The sequence below is a fragment of the Methylophilus sp. DMC18 genome, from assembly GCF_056314005.1.
In genome coordinates, this window is record NZ_JBQUZE010000004.1 from 281,408 (window position 1) to 296,934 (window position 15,527).

Annotated in this window: 13 protein-coding genes and 3 tRNA genes; 12 read left to right on the plus strand and 4 right to left on the minus strand. The window is 52.0% G+C overall.

What is annotated here, in order from left to right; translation table 11 throughout:
* The first annotated feature begins 3 nt into the window (after window positions 1–3).
* Window positions 4–1,746 carry a TolC family protein gene (locus ACT53G_RS11290; protein WP_476169444.1) on the plus strand — a complete coding sequence of 581 codons (1,743 nt, stop codon included), beginning with the start codon at window positions 4–6 and terminating at the stop codon, window positions 1,744–1,746.
* Between the two features lie 631 nt (window positions 1,747–2,377).
* On the opposite strand, the gene ACT53G_RS11295 is transcribed toward ACT53G_RS11290, so the two are convergent.
* On the minus strand, window positions 2,378–3,013 hold the full coding sequence (locus tag ACT53G_RS11295) for a hypothetical protein (protein WP_476169445.1): 636 nt from the start codon (window positions 3,011–3,013) through the stop codon (window positions 2,378–2,380).
* A 26-nt stretch (window positions 3,014–3,039) separates the two neighbouring features.
* Window positions 3,040–5,460, minus strand: coding sequence for a penicillin-binding protein 1A (locus ACT53G_RS11300; RefSeq protein WP_476169446.1), 2,421 nt, complete (start codon window positions 5,458–5,460; stop codon window positions 3,040–3,042).
* Between the two features lie 210 nt (window positions 5,461–5,670).
* Here ACT53G_RS11300 and ACT53G_RS11305 point away from each other — a divergent pair, with 210 nt between their 5' ends.
* The 8 genes from ACT53G_RS11305 (at window position 5,671) to ACT53G_RS11340 (ending at window position 13,589) form a co-directional block, all read left to right on the plus strand.
* The gene (locus ACT53G_RS11305) at window positions 5,671–6,744 is read left to right on the plus strand and encodes a pilus assembly protein PilM (RefSeq protein ID WP_194748992.1); all 1,074 of its coding nucleotides are present in this window, start codon (window positions 5,671–5,673) and stop codon (window positions 6,742–6,744) included.
* Window positions 6,741–7,331 (plus strand): PilN domain-containing protein, encoded by a 591-nt coding sequence (locus ACT53G_RS11310; protein WP_194748991.1) that lies wholly within the window; start codon window positions 6,741–6,743, stop codon window positions 7,329–7,331. Before ACT53G_RS11305 ends, ACT53G_RS11310 begins: the two co-directional genes overlap by 4 nt.
* A 6-nt stretch (window positions 7,332–7,337) precedes the next feature.
* The gene (locus tag ACT53G_RS11315) at window positions 7,338–7,982 is read left to right on the plus strand and encodes a type IV pilus inner membrane component PilO (RefSeq protein WP_194748990.1); all 645 of its coding nucleotides are present in this window, start codon (window positions 7,338–7,340) and stop codon (window positions 7,980–7,982) included.
* Window positions 7,979–8,509: a pilus assembly protein PilP gene (locus tag ACT53G_RS11320; protein WP_476169447.1), complete on the plus strand. Its 531-nt coding sequence runs from the start codon at window positions 7,979–7,981 to the stop codon at window positions 8,507–8,509. Before ACT53G_RS11315 ends, ACT53G_RS11320 begins: the two co-directional genes overlap by 4 nt.
* Window positions 8,506–10,758, plus strand: a complete 2,253-nt coding sequence (locus ACT53G_RS11325; RefSeq protein WP_379074080.1) for a type IV pilus secretin PilQ — start codon at window positions 8,506–8,508, stop codon at window positions 10,756–10,758. The genes ACT53G_RS11320 and ACT53G_RS11325 overlap by 4 nt, the downstream gene beginning before the upstream one ends.
* Window positions 10,759–10,839: 81 nt before the next feature.
* Window positions 10,840–11,382: a shikimate kinase gene (locus tag ACT53G_RS11330; protein WP_194748987.1), complete on the plus strand. Its 543-nt coding sequence runs from the start codon at window positions 10,840–10,842 to the stop codon at window positions 11,380–11,382.
* On the plus strand, window positions 11,370–12,449 hold the full coding sequence (gene aroB, locus ACT53G_RS11335) for a 3-dehydroquinate synthase (RefSeq protein ID WP_476169448.1): 1,080 nt from the start codon (window positions 11,370–11,372) through the stop codon (window positions 12,447–12,449). The genes ACT53G_RS11330 and aroB overlap by 13 nt, the downstream gene beginning before the upstream one ends.
* A 12-nt stretch (window positions 12,450–12,461) precedes the next feature.
* Window positions 12,462–13,589 (plus strand): deoxyguanosinetriphosphate triphosphohydrolase, encoded by a 1,128-nt coding sequence (locus tag ACT53G_RS11340; protein WP_194748985.1) that lies wholly within the window; start codon window positions 12,462–12,464, stop codon window positions 13,587–13,589.
* An 86-nt stretch (window positions 13,590–13,675) separates the two neighbouring features.
* On the opposite strand, the gene dksA is transcribed toward ACT53G_RS11340, so the two are convergent.
* Both dksA and folD read right to left on the minus strand, forming a co-directional pair.
* Entirely contained in the window at window positions 13,676–14,098 is a 423-nt protein-coding gene (dksA, locus tag ACT53G_RS11345; RefSeq protein ID WP_018986915.1) for an RNA polymerase-binding protein DksA, read from the minus strand.
* Window positions 14,099–14,240: 142 nt separating this feature from the next.
* Window positions 14,241–15,098, minus strand: a complete 858-nt coding sequence (gene folD / locus ACT53G_RS11350; RefSeq protein WP_476169449.1) for a bifunctional methylenetetrahydrofolate dehydrogenase/methenyltetrahydrofolate cyclohydrolase FolD — start codon at window positions 15,096–15,098, stop codon at window positions 14,241–14,243.
* 83 nt (window positions 15,099–15,181) lie between these two features.
* On the opposite strand from folD, the gene ACT53G_RS11355 reads away from it, so the two are divergent.
* From ACT53G_RS11355 to ACT53G_RS11365, 3 genes are all read left to right on the plus strand, one after another.
* Window positions 15,182–15,258, plus strand: a tRNA-Pro gene (locus tag ACT53G_RS11355).
* A 39-nt stretch (window positions 15,259–15,297) separates the two neighbouring features.
* Window positions 15,298–15,374: transfer RNA gene (locus ACT53G_RS11360), tRNA-Arg, on the plus strand.
* A 25-nt stretch (window positions 15,375–15,399) separates the two neighbouring features.
* A tRNA-His gene (locus tag ACT53G_RS11365) sits at window positions 15,400–15,475 on the plus strand.
* The last annotated feature ends 52 nt before the right edge of the window (window positions 15,476–15,527 follow it).

Below are 15,527 nucleotides of genomic sequence, written 5' to 3' on the forward strand. Positions count from 1 at the left end.
GGTGTGCAAATACCGGTTTTGACCAGGCTGTTTGGTCTGGCCAGTATGCTATTGGCCACAGTTGTCGGTGCGGATGAGTCATTGAGTGACAGCCGGGCGCGCCAGCGATTGCAGAACACAGAAGGCCGCGGCCTGGAGCCATATGCCAAGGGCAAGGGTGTGCCGCTGCATGATGCGGTCAAACAACAGCAGCAGCAACGCAATAAGTCGGTAGTGATAGACCTGAAAAGTGCGCTGCAACCGTTTGACTCGCCAGAAACTGCAAATATGCTCAGCAATGCACCCAAGCAAGGGCCGCAACTGAGTATTGCGGATGTGCGGCAGAAGGCGTTGCAAAATAATCTTAATCTGCAAGTGGCAAAAATCGATCCGACCATTGCGGCGCAATCGTTGCGTGAAGAGCAGGCCAAGTTTGACCAGGTCATTTTCGCCTACGCCAAATATGGCCAGAAAGACTTGCCTGCGATGGCGGGCGACAAAGTGATTTTCAAGTCGGATAATCCGGCGCTGGATAGCGAGCTGGTCAAACTGAATCCGGCAGCCCAAAACAAGGAATTCTGGGAGTTGGAAACGGGCATCAAAGTGCCGTTAAGAACTGGTGGTAGTGTTACCCTGAGTGCGCCACTGGAAAACTACCAGAGCAAGGGCAGTCTGGCCAGTGACCAATACCGCAGTGCTTTGCGCTTCTCCTTTAGCCAGCCGTTGTTGCGTAATGCCGGGCGACAGGTGAACGAGGCCAGCATCCGCATTGCAGCACTTGATCAGGATAGCGCCCAGCTCAGAACGCGGTTGCAAAGCATTCGTATAGTCACCATGGTGGATAAAGCCTACTGGGATTTATACGAGGCTTGGGCGGCCCTGGATGTGCGCCGCAACCAGTACGAATATGCCAGCCAAAATCTGGCCATGGTCAAACGCCGCGTGCAGGAGGGTCTCACCGCCGCGATTGAAGTCAACCGTGCTGAAATTGGTGTCGCGGATCGCATGGAAACGCTGATTATTGCCGAAACCAACCTCAAGCTGGCCCAGCGCCAGTTACAGTTTTTGCTCAACGAATTGCCGGAGCAAGGCATGACTAGTTTGCCGTGGGTACCTTCTACCATGCCCAATCTGGTCAAGTTTGAGTTTGACCGTGAAAAACTGCTCAAAGATGCGTTGGATAGCCGCATCGAGCTACTCGATCAGGAGCTCAAACTGAGCGCAGATCAATTACAAATTGATTATCTGCAAAATCAGACCCTGCCGATGTTTACGCTGGATTACCAATACGGCGCCCTGTCCAGTTCTGCCAACCGGGCAGGCAATATCGGGCAGGACTTGCTGAATGGCCAATACAATGACTGGTCCGTGGGCCTGAAGTTTGAAATGCCAGTGAGCAATGAAGCGCGCAAAGCCAAGCTGGATAAAGCGATTGCCCAGCGTATGCAGCGCCTGACAAACAAAACGCTGCAAGCGCTGACCGTCAAACGCGAAATTCACGACGCCCTGGATAAGCTTGAGCAAAACTGGCAGCGCATCCTCGCGGCACGCCAGCAGGTGATGATCGCCGGCTATAACTACGAAGCCGAACTCAAGCAGTTTAATGAAGGCTTGCGTACCATGACCGAGGTGCTGGAAACACTGACGCGGCTAGGCGAGGCGCAAATCAAGGAAATTCGCGCCATTAATGACTATCAGATTGCCCTGATAGACCTGACCTTTGCCACCGGAACGGTGTTGGGCTATACGCAGATTAGCATGCAGTAAGGTAGCCTCGGATAACGTGCAAGGCAGATGAGGCTACTTGAATCAAGCCTGTGCGCTAGTGATTTAAGAAGCGGTGCGGATGCCTGGATCAGAAAAACTCAGGCGTTTATTCAGGTTTTTCTCAGGATTCTCTGAGGACAAGCATCAAAGTGATCGCACACTTTAGATACTTTTTGCGATGGGATTGGCTATCAGAAGAAAACACGCATTGTTTACTGTGCAGGCATGCCTCCCTACGCAACGATTTTCTATGCTGCCTAACAACCTGGCCAGTAACGCTTATCCTTCATAAAACACGGCTAGTCAGAGGGTCTCTCTGTTTGGCTAGGACCATTTCACCCGGTGTTTAGCGGCAATATTCAAACAATCTCCAGCTTTAAGGCTGAGGATGCCTTCTTCAAATGCCCGTTCTCCTTCACCTTGCAAGCGCAATAACCACGCAGCTTGCGCTTGGTCATCCTAGAAGTCCGCTGGCGATGAATGCCCCTAGTAGATGATGCGTTCAATATACAGTTGAGGTGAAGAGATCAGCACTTGAAGGCATTGCTCAGGCAAGAGCACGGGAATCTCTGCAAACAGGTTGAGTTGTTAAATGAGGGATGTCACGCGCAGTCGAGCTGCGGAAGTCCGATTACTCGGTCAGGACTGGTTTAAGCAGCGCTTCCACCTGCGCCAGCGTCATCCGGTGGATTCCCGCCTTTTCCCCGTGTTTACGCGGGGCGGTACGCAGGTCGTCGGCTTCAAAAATACTGATGCGTTGCGTACCGTACCGGGTTTCTACCAGTACCACCGGCACCCGTTTGCGTAGCAATTCGTGCTTTTGTTTGCTCGGACGGTCTGACAGGCGGTAGTGCTGTTCGTCTAGGCGGTAGGGGATATTCTGGTTGAGCAAGTAGATTTCCAGTTCTTTGGCGCTCTCGGCAAAGACATGGATTTCGGTATCGGCATGGGGCCCGGCGGTACCTTCCATGACGGCGCCGGTCAGGTAGGGCTGGAATTTTTGCAATAGCCGCATGGTATGCAGCGCGGCCTGCCGCAGTTCCAGCAGGTGAGCGGCATCGCTTTCATCTGCGTAAAGCGCGTGATATTCACGCAAAGCTGCATCAATTTCGCCGTTGGTCGGCAAGGGCGCATCTTGCGTGATGCCCATGGCTTTGATGGCTTTGCGTTTGGCGCGCGCATAGTCACTGATGCCTTCTTCAAACATCAGGCGCGCAGCAGATTGGGCAATTTCTTGCCTCAAGTCACTCGTAAAATCATCAAACATACTTTAGGCTTTTCGTAGATTGATTGCTAATTCGGGCTCAGCAGCTTGGCTGCCGGATTGGCTGGCAGTTTTCTATCCTCATTGTTGCCACTGTGTTCGCCGATCAGGCGCTCCAAAAAGGAGGGCTCTTCCTCTTCGGGCGCATGTTCACCCTCCGGGTCAAACAAGCCAGGCAGTGTTTCGGGTTTGGATTGTGGCAAGTGCTCTTCATAAAAATACTCATAAATGCCCGCATCGTCTTCGCTGATCTGCGCTCCGGTGTAAGCATCTACTTTCAATTGCAAGACGCCCTCAGGCACTTTGTATTGATAAATCGGCTGACCTGACAGGGTTTGCTGCATATAGCGTATCCAGATAGGTAAAGCTGCGCGGCCACCGGTTTCGCCTCGGCCCAGGTTGTGCGGGTTGTCATAACCCACCCACGCGACTGCCACCTCTTTTGGGTGGTAGCCAGCAAACCAGGCATCAAACTGGTCGTTGGTGGTGCCAGTTTTACCGGCAATGTCGGGGCGGCGCAATGACAGCGCTGCGCGCGCAGTCCCATCTCTCACCACGTCTTGTAGCATGGTGGTAATGATGAAAGCGTTGCGCTGGTCAATCACCCGCTCGGCGGAGACATGTTTGCCTGGTTGCACGGCCTGAATCACCTTGCCGCGGCTGTCCGTGATCTTTTCGATCAGGTAAGGATGCACCTGATAGCCACTATTGGCAAAGGTGGCATACGCGGCCGTCAGCTGCCAGACCGTGGTTGAGCCCGCGCCCAAGGCGGTAGACAAATAGGCCGGGTGATCCTTGGGGTTAAAGCCAAATTTGCGCAGGTAGTTTTGGGCATAACGCGCGCCAATCGCATTCATAAGCCGGATTGAAATGGTGTTTTTGGATTGCGCCAGTGCTTCACGCAAACGCATCGGGCCAGCATATTTTTCATCGTAGTTGCGCGGCTCCCAGCTACTGTTGCTGCCTGTCTCGGTGGAGGTGAAACTGATCGGTGCGTCTTCAAACACACTGGCAGGGGAATAGCCTTTTTCAAGCGCGGCAGAATAAATAAATGGTTTAAAGCTGGAGCCGGGTTGACGGCGACCCTGGGTGACATGGTTATATTTGTTGCGCTGGAAACTGAAGCCACCGATCAGCGCTTGTACCTGTCCGGTTTCAGGATTGAGTGCCATAAAGCCACTTTCCACTTCTGGCAGTTGTACTACCGACCATTCTTCACCATTTTGATACACGCGAATGACCGCGCCCGGCTTGAGTGACAAGGGCGTGGGTTTGGCGGGCGGCATATGGTTTTTGACCAGTAGCAATGATTTGTCTTGCAGTTTGAGCACCTGGCCGCGCTTGGTGACCAAAGTGAGCAGGTTGGGTTCAACCTTGGTGACCAAGGCGGGCACAAATTGGTTGTAAGTGACAAAATCACGCAATAAATCAGCGGCTTCCGACGCCCTGAGTGTTGCCGGTAATGGCAACATTTGCTCTGCGCCGCGGAACCCGTGCCGCAACTCAAAATTGATGATGCCTTGAATCATGGCCGTATTGGCAGCAGCCTGGTGTTTGCTATTGATAGTGGTGTAAACACGCAGCCCGCTGGTATACGCCTTCTCACCATAGCGTTTATACAAGCTTGCCCTGACGATCTCGGCCACGTATTCCCCGCCCAGTGCCTGGATCTGGCGTCTGGATGACTGGAATTTAAGCGGTGCCTTTAATGCTTCTTCATAGGCTTGATCAGAGATCATGCCATAGCGGTGCATGTCGCGGAGTACTTCGTGCTGACGGTTAATGGCGTAGTCAGGATGAATGTATGGATCGTATTTGCTCGGTGCTTTGGGCAAGCCTGCCAGTAGCGCGGCTTCGGCCAGGTTCAGTTGTTTCAAGTCTTTGTCATAGTAGGTTTTGGCGGCGGTCGCAAAACCATAGGCGCGCTCACCGAGGTAAATCTGGTTGAGATAGAGCTCCAGAATCTTGTCTTTGCTAATGGCATGTTCAATTTTGATCGCCAGCAAGGCCTCTTTAATCTTGGTCCATAGATTGCGTGGCGTATCTGGATTACTGAAAAAGTTTTTAGCCACCTGCATGGTGATGGTGCTGGCGCCTTCGTGCCCGCGCCCGGTCAGGTTGTTGCGAATCGCCCGCAAAATGCCTGTGGTATCAATGCCGTTGTGCTGGTAAAAGCGACGGTCTTCAATCGCCAGAATGGCGTCTTTCATGACTTTGGGCGTTTGTTCAATCGGTACGAATGCGCGGCGTTCCTGACCAAATTCAGCCATCAAGCCGCCATCGGCGTCATAGACCCGTAGGGGCAATTTGGGATGGTAATCCGTCAGTGCATCAATCGAAGGCAGGGAAGGATAGAGGATGCTGATCATCAATACCAGCAAGGCTGCGACGATCAAACTGCCAGTAATGAAGAGGAAAAGAAGGGACTGCAACCAGGTTCTTGAATTCATGCGTCTTGCTGCCATCGAGAGAATTACCTATGAATTGTAATCTTTTTTTGCTGATTCATAGGCAGTTAATTATGGAATCATGCAAATAATCAGGAATTCCCTGACTCGCAAAAATACATGTAAGCCATTGTTTACCCACTCGAATGCATGAGTTGGCATGGATGATGCATAGCAAGTCGGGCATGTAACTATTTATGAAGGGCAATACCGTTGAGTCTGGGCTTTTTACAGCGCAAAAAAACCAGTTTTATTGGTGTGGATGTCAGTGCAACCGCCGTCAAGATGGTGGAGCTTAGTGCCATTGGCAAGCAGCAATTCCGGCTGGATGGCTATGCCAATGTCACGTTGCCTAAAGGCGCAATCAGTGACGGCAATATCAATGATCTCACCCAGGTGGCTGAGAGCATGCGTGCCGCCTGGCGATTGCTGGGTTCGCGTGCGCGTCAGGTAGTCTTGGCCCTGCCAACTGCGGCGGTGATTTCCAAGCGCGTGATTATGCCTGCCGGATTGCGCGAAGAAGACATGGAGCTGCAAGTCGAGTCTGAGGCAAATCAGTACATCCCGTTCCCGCTCGACGAAATGAATCTGGACTTTCAGATCTTGGGCCCGATGGGGAAAAGCACCGATGAAGTGGAGGTGCTGATTGTGGCGGCCAAGAAAGAAAAAATCGATGACCGGGTGGCCGTGGCTGAAGAAGCCGGGCTCAAGGTGCAGATCATGGATGTTGAGGCCTATGCGACAGAAACGGCTTACCGTCAGATTTTGAGACATTTGCCTGATCACAGTAAAAAAACTGTGACCATGATTCTGGATATCGGTGCCTTTGTTACCCATATCAATGTGATGGTAGGCACACACTCCGTCTATGCACGAGAGCAAGCCTTTGGTGGGGCGACCTTGTCGCAAGAGATTCAGCGCCGGTTTGGCTTGTCGCCTGAAGAAAGCGAAATCGCCAAGCGTCAAGGCGGATTGCCAGCTTCTTATGCGCAGGAAGTGTTGCAGCCGTTTTTACAAAATCTGGCGGCCGAGGCTGCCAGAGCCGTTTCATTTTTCACTAACTCCACCCAATACAACAAAGTTGATCATCTGTTGTTGGCCGGTGGCGTGGCGGCAACCGATGGCTTGGCGGCACTTATTGAAGAAAAAACCGGCGTGCATAGCTTGGTGGCGAATGCTTTTCAGGGCATGGCGCTGGCCAGCAAGATTAAACCTTCCCAGCTTGAGACAGATGCCCCAGCACTCATGATTGCCTGTGGTCTAGCGTTACGCGGGGTGGATGCATGATTAAAGTCAATTTGCTGCCGCATCGTCAGATCCGGCGTGCCGAGCGTCAACGTGAGTTTGGCTTGATGGCGGCATTGGTGGCCGTCGCCGCCGCAGCCATTTTATTTGTGAGCTGGAGCTATATCCACAGCAAAATCCAGGCGCAGCAAGCACGGAATCAGCGGCTGCAAGACGAAATGGCAAGGCTGGATACCGAAATTGCCAATATTGGCAAACTGAAGGATCAGATCAAGCATGTTTTGGAGCGCAAGCAGATTGTTGAGGGCTTGCAAAGTGACCGTAACCAGGCGGTGCTGATTTTGGATGAATTGGCCAGACAACAACCCGAAGGTGTCTATCTCAAGAGCGTAAAACAGCTTGAGGATGAAATTGAGCTCAAAGGTGTGGCCGATACCAATGCCCGAGTGGCGACGCTGGTGCATAACCTGGCTAGCTCAACCATTATGCACAGCCCTAACCTGGTTGAAATCAAAGCCATCACCAACGCACAAGCAATCAAGGAGTATGAGTTTGTCTTGCGCGTGACCTTGAAGCGGGATGCTCCCCCTACGGCGGACAAGCAAACCCCGGTGCCGGCTAAAGGATGACCTCGTATGCAATTGTCTGACTTTAACAATATTGATTTAAAAAATGCCGGTAACTTGCCGGTGCCAATGAAGGCGGCCTTGCTGGCGATGCTGGCTGCTGCCTTGCTGTTACTTGGCTACTTGTTTCTGCTCAATCCCAATCTCAAGGAATTAAAAGCAGAAAAGGAAAAAGAGCAGGGGCTGCGTGATGAATACCTGGCCAAGAAAGTCCAGGCCTTGAGAATGAATGCCTATGAGCAACAGGTGGTCGAGATTCAGCATACCTTTGGCACGCTGTTGAAACAATTGCCGGATAAATCCGAAATGGATGGCTTGCTGACCGATATCAATCAGGCTGGATTAAGCCAGGGACTTTCATTTGAAGGCTTTGTGCCTTTGCCTGAAATATTTGCCGAGTTTTATGCCGAGAAGCCCATCAATATCAAGGTGTTGGGGCATTACCATGATCTGGGCGCCTTTGTAACAGAGGTCGCCAAGCTGTCACGCATCGTGACCTTGCATAACTTGCATATTCAGCCTGCAGGCAAAGATGACAAGCAGCCGCATAAAGACATGCTGGTGATGGAGGCCGTTGCCAAAACATATCGCTATCTCGATGCCGAGGAAGTGGCGGCGCGTAAGGCACTGGAAAGCAAGGCGGCTAAAAAATGACGATCAATCTGCAATGGATCCCGGTTGGATTGGCGCTCCTGCTGACCGCATGCGGTAGTAAGCAGGATGATGATCTCACCCAGTTTATGAATGAAGCAAACCAGACCATGGTGGCGCCGATAGAGGCATTGCCACAGGTACAAGGGTTTGCGCCCAAACAATACAACGCAGACGGTGCGTTGCATGATCCGTTTGTGCCCCGCAAGGCCGCGGTACACAACACGAATCAGCCTGACTTGAAACGGCCTAAAGAGCCGCTGGAAGCCTATGCGCTCGAAAGTCTGAAGTTTGTCGGCGTGATGAGCAAGAAAAGCATTATGTTTGCCACCATCCAAACGCCGGATAACCTTATTTACCAGGTCAGGCCGGGGTCTCATTTGGGAGAGCGGTTTGGTGTGGTCACGGCTTTGGGTGAGAACCGACAAAGCCTGAAATATGAACTGAAGGTAAAAGAGACGATTCAAGACCCGGTTAGCGGTGAATGGTCTGAGCAAATGACAACGTTGGAACTGCAGGAACATCAATGATGAAAATATTTCCTAATCATATTGTCCGATTGGCATTGCTGATCGCCATGGCTGCCCAGATTGGTTTTGTGGCAGCAGAACCAACAGACGGAAAAACCCAGCTGCAGGCCGTTGAAGCTACCTTGCAACCCGGAGCCAAGCTGAATGTGCAGTTGCAGTTGTCGCAACCATTGGCAAGCGCGCCTGTTAGCTTCACCTTAAGTAATCCGCCCAGAGTGGTTTTTGATCTGCCGAATGCCATCAATGCGACAGGGAAAAATGTGATCCCGATCAATCAGGGGGTATTGAAATCGGTACAGATCGCGCAAAGCAATGACCGTAGTCGTGTGGTGTTGAATTTAACCAAATCTGTACAGCACCAATTGCAATTACAGGGTGCATCCCTGATGGTCGGGTTGATTCAGGAGGCTCAGGAGGTGCCAGTCGCTGCGGCTGCAGCGAAACGCTTTTCGGAGCAAGCGTCGGGTGCAGCACATAAAATTGAGCACATTGATTTTGTGCGTGGCAGAAATGGTGAAGGCCGGATACTGGTTGATTTGTCGGATAGCCGGGTGGGCGTGAATGTGCGTAATGCCGGTAAAACCGTGGTGATTGACTTCGCCGATACCGAGTTACCCGAAGCGCTGCAACGCCGTTTAAATGTGATTAACTTTAATACCCCCGTGTTGTATGTGGATGCATTACGTCACGCGCATCAAGCGCAAATCGTGATTGAACCGCAAGGCGATTGGGAGCAATCGGCTTATCAGACCGATAAACGGTTGGTGGTGGATATCCGTCCGTTGGCAAAAGACCCGAACAAGCTGATTCAAGGCTCCAAGCAGGGCTATGCCGGGGAGAAGTTATCGCTTAACTTCCAGCGCGTTGATGTGAGGGATGTGTTGAAAGTGATCGCTGACTTCACCGGTAAAAATATTGTGGTCAGCGATGCGGTTTCGGGCAGCGTGACCATTGGTCTGAAAGATGTGCCCTGGGATCAGGCGCTGGATGTGATCATGAAAAGCAAAGGGTTGGACATGCGCGTCAATGGCAGCGTGATCTCGATTGCGCCGGCCGAGGAGTTTGCCGCGAAAGAGAAGGCACAGCTGACCGCAGAAGCCGAGCGCGAGACTCTGGAAGCATTACGTACAGAAGTCTTTTCGCTCAAATATCAGAAAGCCATGGATTTCAGAAATATGCTGCTGGGGGGTGGTACGGGCACCACCGGAAGCAGTGGTGGTGCCAGCTTGTCTATGAGTGGTGGTGCTGGCGGCTCTTCAGGCGGACGGATGAACCGTATCTTGTCTCAACGTGGCAGTGTGACCTTTGATGCCAGGACAAACACGATATTTGTGCAGGACACGCCGAGAAAGCTGGACGAGGTGCAAGCCATCATCAACAAGGTGGATGTACCTGTGAAGCAGGTGATGATTGAGTCACGCATGGTGATTGCTTCAAATACCTTCTCCAAAGCGTTGGGCGCACGGTTTGGTATTTCACAAACCGGTACACCGGGTAGCAATACCAATCTTTCTATCGGCGGAGGCTTGGGGAACAAGGCAACCGCATTCACGGCACCGACGACGGCGGGTAGTAACGGGACCTATACCTTGGGTGCTCAAGGAGGCACGGTACAAAGTGCCACGATAGGCAACTATATTATTAGCTCCAATGGTCAGCCTGATCTCATGTCCAATTTGCCGGTCACCAATGCTTATGGCGGCATCGCGCTCAGTTTGCTCAAGCTCTCGGCTAACTTGTTGCTGAATCTGGAATTGTCTGCACTGGAAGCCGACGCACGCGGCAAAGTGATTTCAAGTCCGCGCGTAACCACAGCCAATCAGCAAAAAGCCCGTATTGCACAAGGCGTGGAGATTCCATACCAAACTGCGACCAGCAGTGGGGCGACAGCCGTCAGCTTTAAAAAGGCCGAGTTGAGCCTGGAGGTGACGCCACAAATTACACCAGACCAGAAAATTATTATGGATCTCGATGTGCGCAAGGATAGTAAGGGTGAGGATACCCCCGGCGGTGTCGCGATCAACACGCAAAACGTGCAAACGCAAGTGCTGGTGGGTAACGGTGAGACCGTGGTATTAGGTGGGATTTATGAGCAAGTGTCGCGTAAATCTACGGACAAGGTGCCATTTTTTGGTGACTTGCCTGTGGTGGGTTATGCCTTCAAGCGCAACACCAGACAGGAAGATAAAACTGAGTTGCTGATCTTTATCACGCCTAAAGTCATGGACGAGACGCTGGCCTTGAACTGATCATTGCATGGCTTGCTGAACGATTACTGACAGCAGACAGGCTTTGCCTTAAAATGCCCAACTGAACAGTTGGGCATTTTTATGGGTACGCAAATACCAAATAACATTTTTTTGATCGGGTTGATGGGGGCAGGCAAGACCACAGTTGGCAAATTGATTGCCAAAAGTCTGGGCAAGACCTTCTACGACACGGATCATGTCATTGAGCAGCGCACGGGCGTTAAAATCCCGACCATCTTCGAGCTGGAAGGCGAAGCTGGCTTCCGCAAGCGCGAGACCGCCACGCTAGAGGAGTTTGCGCAGCAGGAAAATATCGTGCTGGCCACCGGCGGTGGTGCCATCATCGCCCCGGAAAACCGCGAAATTCTCAAAAAATATGGCTATGTGATTTATTTGCGTGCAAATGTGAATGAGCTGTATTTACGCACGCGCAATGATAAAAACCGACCGCTGCTACAGAATGTCGATGTCAAAGCCAAATTGGAACAATTGTTCCATGCCCGCAATCCACTCTATACCGAGACTGCACACCTGATCGTCGATACCGGTCATCAGCCAGTCGCAGTGATTATCCAAAAAATTGAGAGCGCCCTGAAAGCGTTGGAGCCGTCATGCAAACCTTAACCGTCAGCCTGGCTGACCGTAGCTATCCTATTCATATTGGGAATGGCCTGTTACATCAGGTTGACCTGATTTTGCCCCACCTCAAGCGTAAGCAGGTGGCGATTGTCAGCAATACAACGGTCGCGCCTTTGTATATGCAGAGCATTGCCCAGCCGCTGCGAGAGGCAGGCGTGAGCGTGATTGAAATCATTTTGCCGGATGGCGAGGCCTATAAAAATAATGAGACCTTGCAAACGATTTATGATCATCTGCTGCAACACCGCTGCGAGCGGAATACCACGCTGATTGCCTTAGGTGGGGGGGTGATTGGCGATTTGACCGGCTATGCTGCGGCAACCTATTTGCGCGGCGTGCCGTTTATTCAGGTGCCTACTACTCTGCTCTCGCAGGTGGACTCCAGTGTCGGTGGTAAAACCGGCATCAACCATCCGCTCGGTAAAAACATGATAGGCGCGTTTTATCAGCCCAAGCTGGTACTGGCGGATATTGATACCTTGAGGACCTTGCCGCAACGCGAGTTGTCTGCCGGCGTGGCTGAGGTTATCAAGTACGGGCTGATTCGGGATGCTGATTTTTTTAATTGGCTGGAAACCAATATGTCCGCCCTGATGGCGCTGGATCATGCCGTAGCCAGCTATGCCATTTACCGTTCATGTCAGAACAAGGCCGAAGTGGTGGCTGCTGATGAGCATGAGCAAGGCGAGCGCGCCTTGCTCAATCTGGGCCATACGTTTGGTCATGCCATCGAAAATGCCATGGGTTACGGTGTCTGGCTGCATGGCGAGGCAGTGGCGGCGGGTACCGTGATGGCGGCTGACTTGTCGCAACGCATGGGCTGGCTGGATGCGGCACAAGTCGCGCGTATCAAAACCATCATGCACGCTGCCAGCTTGCCGGTGACTGCCCCTGATTTGGGCGCGGATGAGTATTTGCGTTTGATGCAACTTGACAAGAAAGTGGCCGATGGCCGCATTCGCCTGATTCTGCAACAGGCGATAGGCAAAGCCGTGATCACGGCTGATTACGATGCAGATAAACTTAAACAGACGCTGTCGCTGACGGCCTGATTCAGAAAGCCCATGATGACACTCGCCGTTTTTGCTGCCCATCCAGAACAGTCTCGTGGCCGCAAGGTCGGCGAGCAGGAGTCACCGTTGCGCAATGTTTTTCAGCGTGACCGCGACCGGATTATTCATTCCACAGCCTTTAGGCGGCTCGAATACAAAACGCAGGTATTTGTAAACCATGAAGGTGACCTGTTTCGCACGCGTCTGACGCATAGTATCGAGGTCGCGCAACTGACACGCGGTATCGCGCGCACCTTGGGCTTGCACGAAGATTTGGCCGAGGCTATCGCGCTGGCGCATGATCTTGGGCACACCCCGTTTGGCCATGCCGGACAAGATGCGCTCAATCATTGCATGAAAGACTATGGCGGTTTTGAGCACAACCTGCAGTCCTTGCGCGTGGTTGATCTGCTGGAAAACCGCTATGCCAGTTTTGATGGCTTAAACCTCACTTTCGAAGTCCGTGAAGGCATCCTCAAACATTGCTCGCGCAAAAATGCGCAACTTCTAGGCGATGTTGGTGAACGTTTCTTGCGCGGTGAGTCGCCCAGCCTTGAGGCCCAAGTCACCAACTTTGCTGACGAAATTGCCTATAACAATCATGACGTGGATGACGGCTTACGTTCCGGCCTCATCACCATCCAACAGCTATCCAATATCCAGCTATTTGCCGAAAATATGCATGAGGTTAAAAAGCAATATGGCGAGATTGAGGAAAAACGGCTCATCCATGAAACCATCCGCCGCATGATCAATGTGCTGGTGGTCGATTTATGTCAGCATAGCCAGCAAGCGATTGCGCAGTTGAATCCGGGCAGCGTAGACGATGTGCGCAAAGCACCCGCTTATCTAGTCGGCTTTAGCCAGCCGGTCGTGCAAAAGAATCACGAATTAAAACAGTTTTTGCGCAAGCACCTCTATCAGCACTACCGGGTGAATCGCATGAGTGCCAAAGCCAGGCGGATTATTGAAGAGTTATTTAAGACCTTTATGGATAATCCGGCCTTGATGCCTGACGAGCACCAATTGGCAGCCAAGCAAGATCAGGCGCGGGCGGTGGCTGATTACATTGCCGGCATGACTGACCGTTATGCCATCCGTGAGCACAAACGCTTGTTTGCGGTTGAGGAGCACTGGTAGTGCGTGGATGCATTGCGATGCAATAAAACCAGTGCAATAAAAAAGCTGCCCTTAGGCAGCTTTTTTATTGCTTGATAGCTTTAGCCTTATTTGGCGACTTGTTTCTCGCGCATTTCATCCAGCGTTTTGCAGTCTATGCACAAGGTGGCGGTTGGGCGGGCTTCCAGGCGCTTGAGGCCAATTTCGATCCCGCAGCCTTCGCAGTAGCCGTAGTCACCGCTGTCGATGTTACGCAAGGTTTCGTCGATTTTCTTGATCAGTTTGCGCTCACGGTCACGGTTGCGCAGTTCCAGCGCCATGTCAGATTCCTGGCTGGCGCGGTCATTCGGGTCAGCAAAGCTGGTCACTTCGTCCTGCATGGTATGCACGGTACGATCAATATCGTGACTCAATTCTGCTTTCCAGTCATTCAGGATTTTGCGGAAGTGATCCTGCTGCTTTTTATTCATGTATTCCTCACCGGCGGCGGGCTGGTAAGGGGTAAAGGATTTGTTAACGGTATCTGCCATGATGGTTCCAACGAACGAAACTTCGAATAGTGAATGCCTGTAGCGGCATGGTTTATTGCATTACGTCAATCAACAATCGCGCGAGTTTACACCAGTTTCAAACCCCTGCAAAGCCTATTCGCAAGGGCAAGACTGCTTCGGCTTAAGCTTGCTCACTGAGTTCCAGCGCCTTCAAGGTATTTTCCATCAGCGTGGCTACAGTCATTGGGCCGACGCCACCAGGCACCGGCGTAATATGGCTGGCACGCTGGCTGGCAATCGCAAAGTCAACGTCGCCGGTGATCTTGCCATCAGGCAGGCGATTAATCCCAATATCGACCACAATAGCGCCAGGTTTAATCCACTCACCCTTGACCAAGCCAGGCTTGCCCACCGCGGATACAATGAGATCGGCACGACTAATATGGCTTTGTAAGTCTTTGGTGTGCCGGTGACAGCTGGTGACGGTGCACCCGGCCAACAGGAGCTCCAGGCCCATAGGGCGCCCAACGTGGTTAGACACGCCAACGACAACGGCGTCCAGCCCCTTGATCACGATCCCGCTGGCTTGCAGCATCTTGATGACTCCGTAAGGCGTGCAGGAACGTAATAAGGGCTGGCGTACCGCCAGGCGGCCTATATTGTAGGGGTGAAACCCATCCACATCTTTGCCGGGATCTATCAGCGCCAGAATGGCAGACTCATCAATATGATGGGGGAGCGGGGATTGCACCAGAATGCCGTCAGTGTCAGGGTCGGCATTCAGTGTTTGAATGAGCGCGAATAAGGCCTCTTGCGTGGTGTTGGCTGGCAGGTTATGCGCAATTGAGACGATCCCGACTTTTTCGCAAGCCAGACGCTTGTTGCGCACATAAATGGCAGAAGCCGGATCATCACCGACAAGGACAACGGCCAGGCAAGGAGCACGTTTGCCATCAACTAGCCGTTGGTCGATTTTGGATTTGATTTCTTCTAATAGTTGATTCGCAATTTGCTTGCCATCAATAATCTGAGCGCTCATGAGCAAAAAATTTGTCGTAAAAAAGATAATTTTATCACATCGAGATTGACACAAATTCGTGAAATCGGTTATATTTCTGCTTTCGGCGTGTAGCGTAGTCTGGTAGCGCGCCTGCTTTGGGAGCAGGATGTCGGGAGTTCGAATCTCTCCACGCCGACCAGTTTCTCTGGATTGCCTGATCGGCATGTAACTACTTTATCTGCTCGTAGCTCAACTGGATAGAGCACCAGCCTTCTAAGCTGGGGGTTACAGGTTCGATTCCTGTCGGGCAGGCCAAAATTTCAGCCAATTTCTCTCAGTGGTGGCTATAGCTCAGTTGGTAGAGCCCCGGATTGTGATTCCGGTTGTCGTCGGTTCGAGCCCGATTAGCCACCCCATTTTCACTTTTCTGCTTCAACCTCACAATTTAGTCCTACAAATCGGTTCTTT

Bases quoted from the DNA above. Each gene is read 5' to 3' on its own strand.
- ACT53G_RS11295 (WP_476169445.1), bottom strand. From the start codon at position 3,013: ATGTTTGATGATTTTACGAGTGACTTGAGGCAAGAAATTGCCCAATCT.
- ACT53G_RS11300 (WP_476169446.1), bottom strand. From the start codon at position 5,460: ATGAATTCAAGAACCTGGTTGCAGTCCCTTCTTTTCCTCTTCATTACT.
- ACT53G_RS11310 (WP_194748991.1), top strand. From the start codon at position 6,741: ATGATTAAAGTCAATTTGCTGCCGCATCGTCAGATCCGGCGTGCCGAG.
- ACT53G_RS11315 (WP_194748990.1), top strand. From the start codon at position 7,338: ATGCAATTGTCTGACTTTAACAATATTGATTTAAAAAATGCCGGTAAC.
- ACT53G_RS11320 (WP_476169447.1), top strand. From the start codon at position 7,979: ATGACGATCAATCTGCAATGGATCCCGGTTGGATTGGCGCTCCTGCTG.
- ACT53G_RS11325 (WP_379074080.1), top strand. From the start codon at position 8,506: ATGATGAAAATATTTCCTAATCATATTGTCCGATTGGCATTGCTGATC.
- ACT53G_RS11330 (WP_194748987.1), top strand. From the start codon at position 10,840: ATGGGTACGCAAATACCAAATAACATTTTTTTGATCGGGTTGATGGGG.
- aroB (WP_476169448.1), top strand. From the start codon at position 11,370: ATGCAAACCTTAACCGTCAGCCTGGCTGACCGTAGCTATCCTATTCAT.
- ACT53G_RS11340 (WP_194748985.1), top strand. From the start codon at position 12,462: ATGATGACACTCGCCGTTTTTGCTGCCCATCCAGAACAGTCTCGTGGC.
- dksA (WP_018986915.1), bottom strand. From the start codon at position 14,098: ATGGCAGATACCGTTAACAAATCCTTTACCCCTTACCAGCCCGCCGCC.
- folD (WP_476169449.1), bottom strand. From the start codon at position 15,098: ATGAGCGCTCAGATTATTGATGGCAAGCAAATTGCGAATCAACTATTA.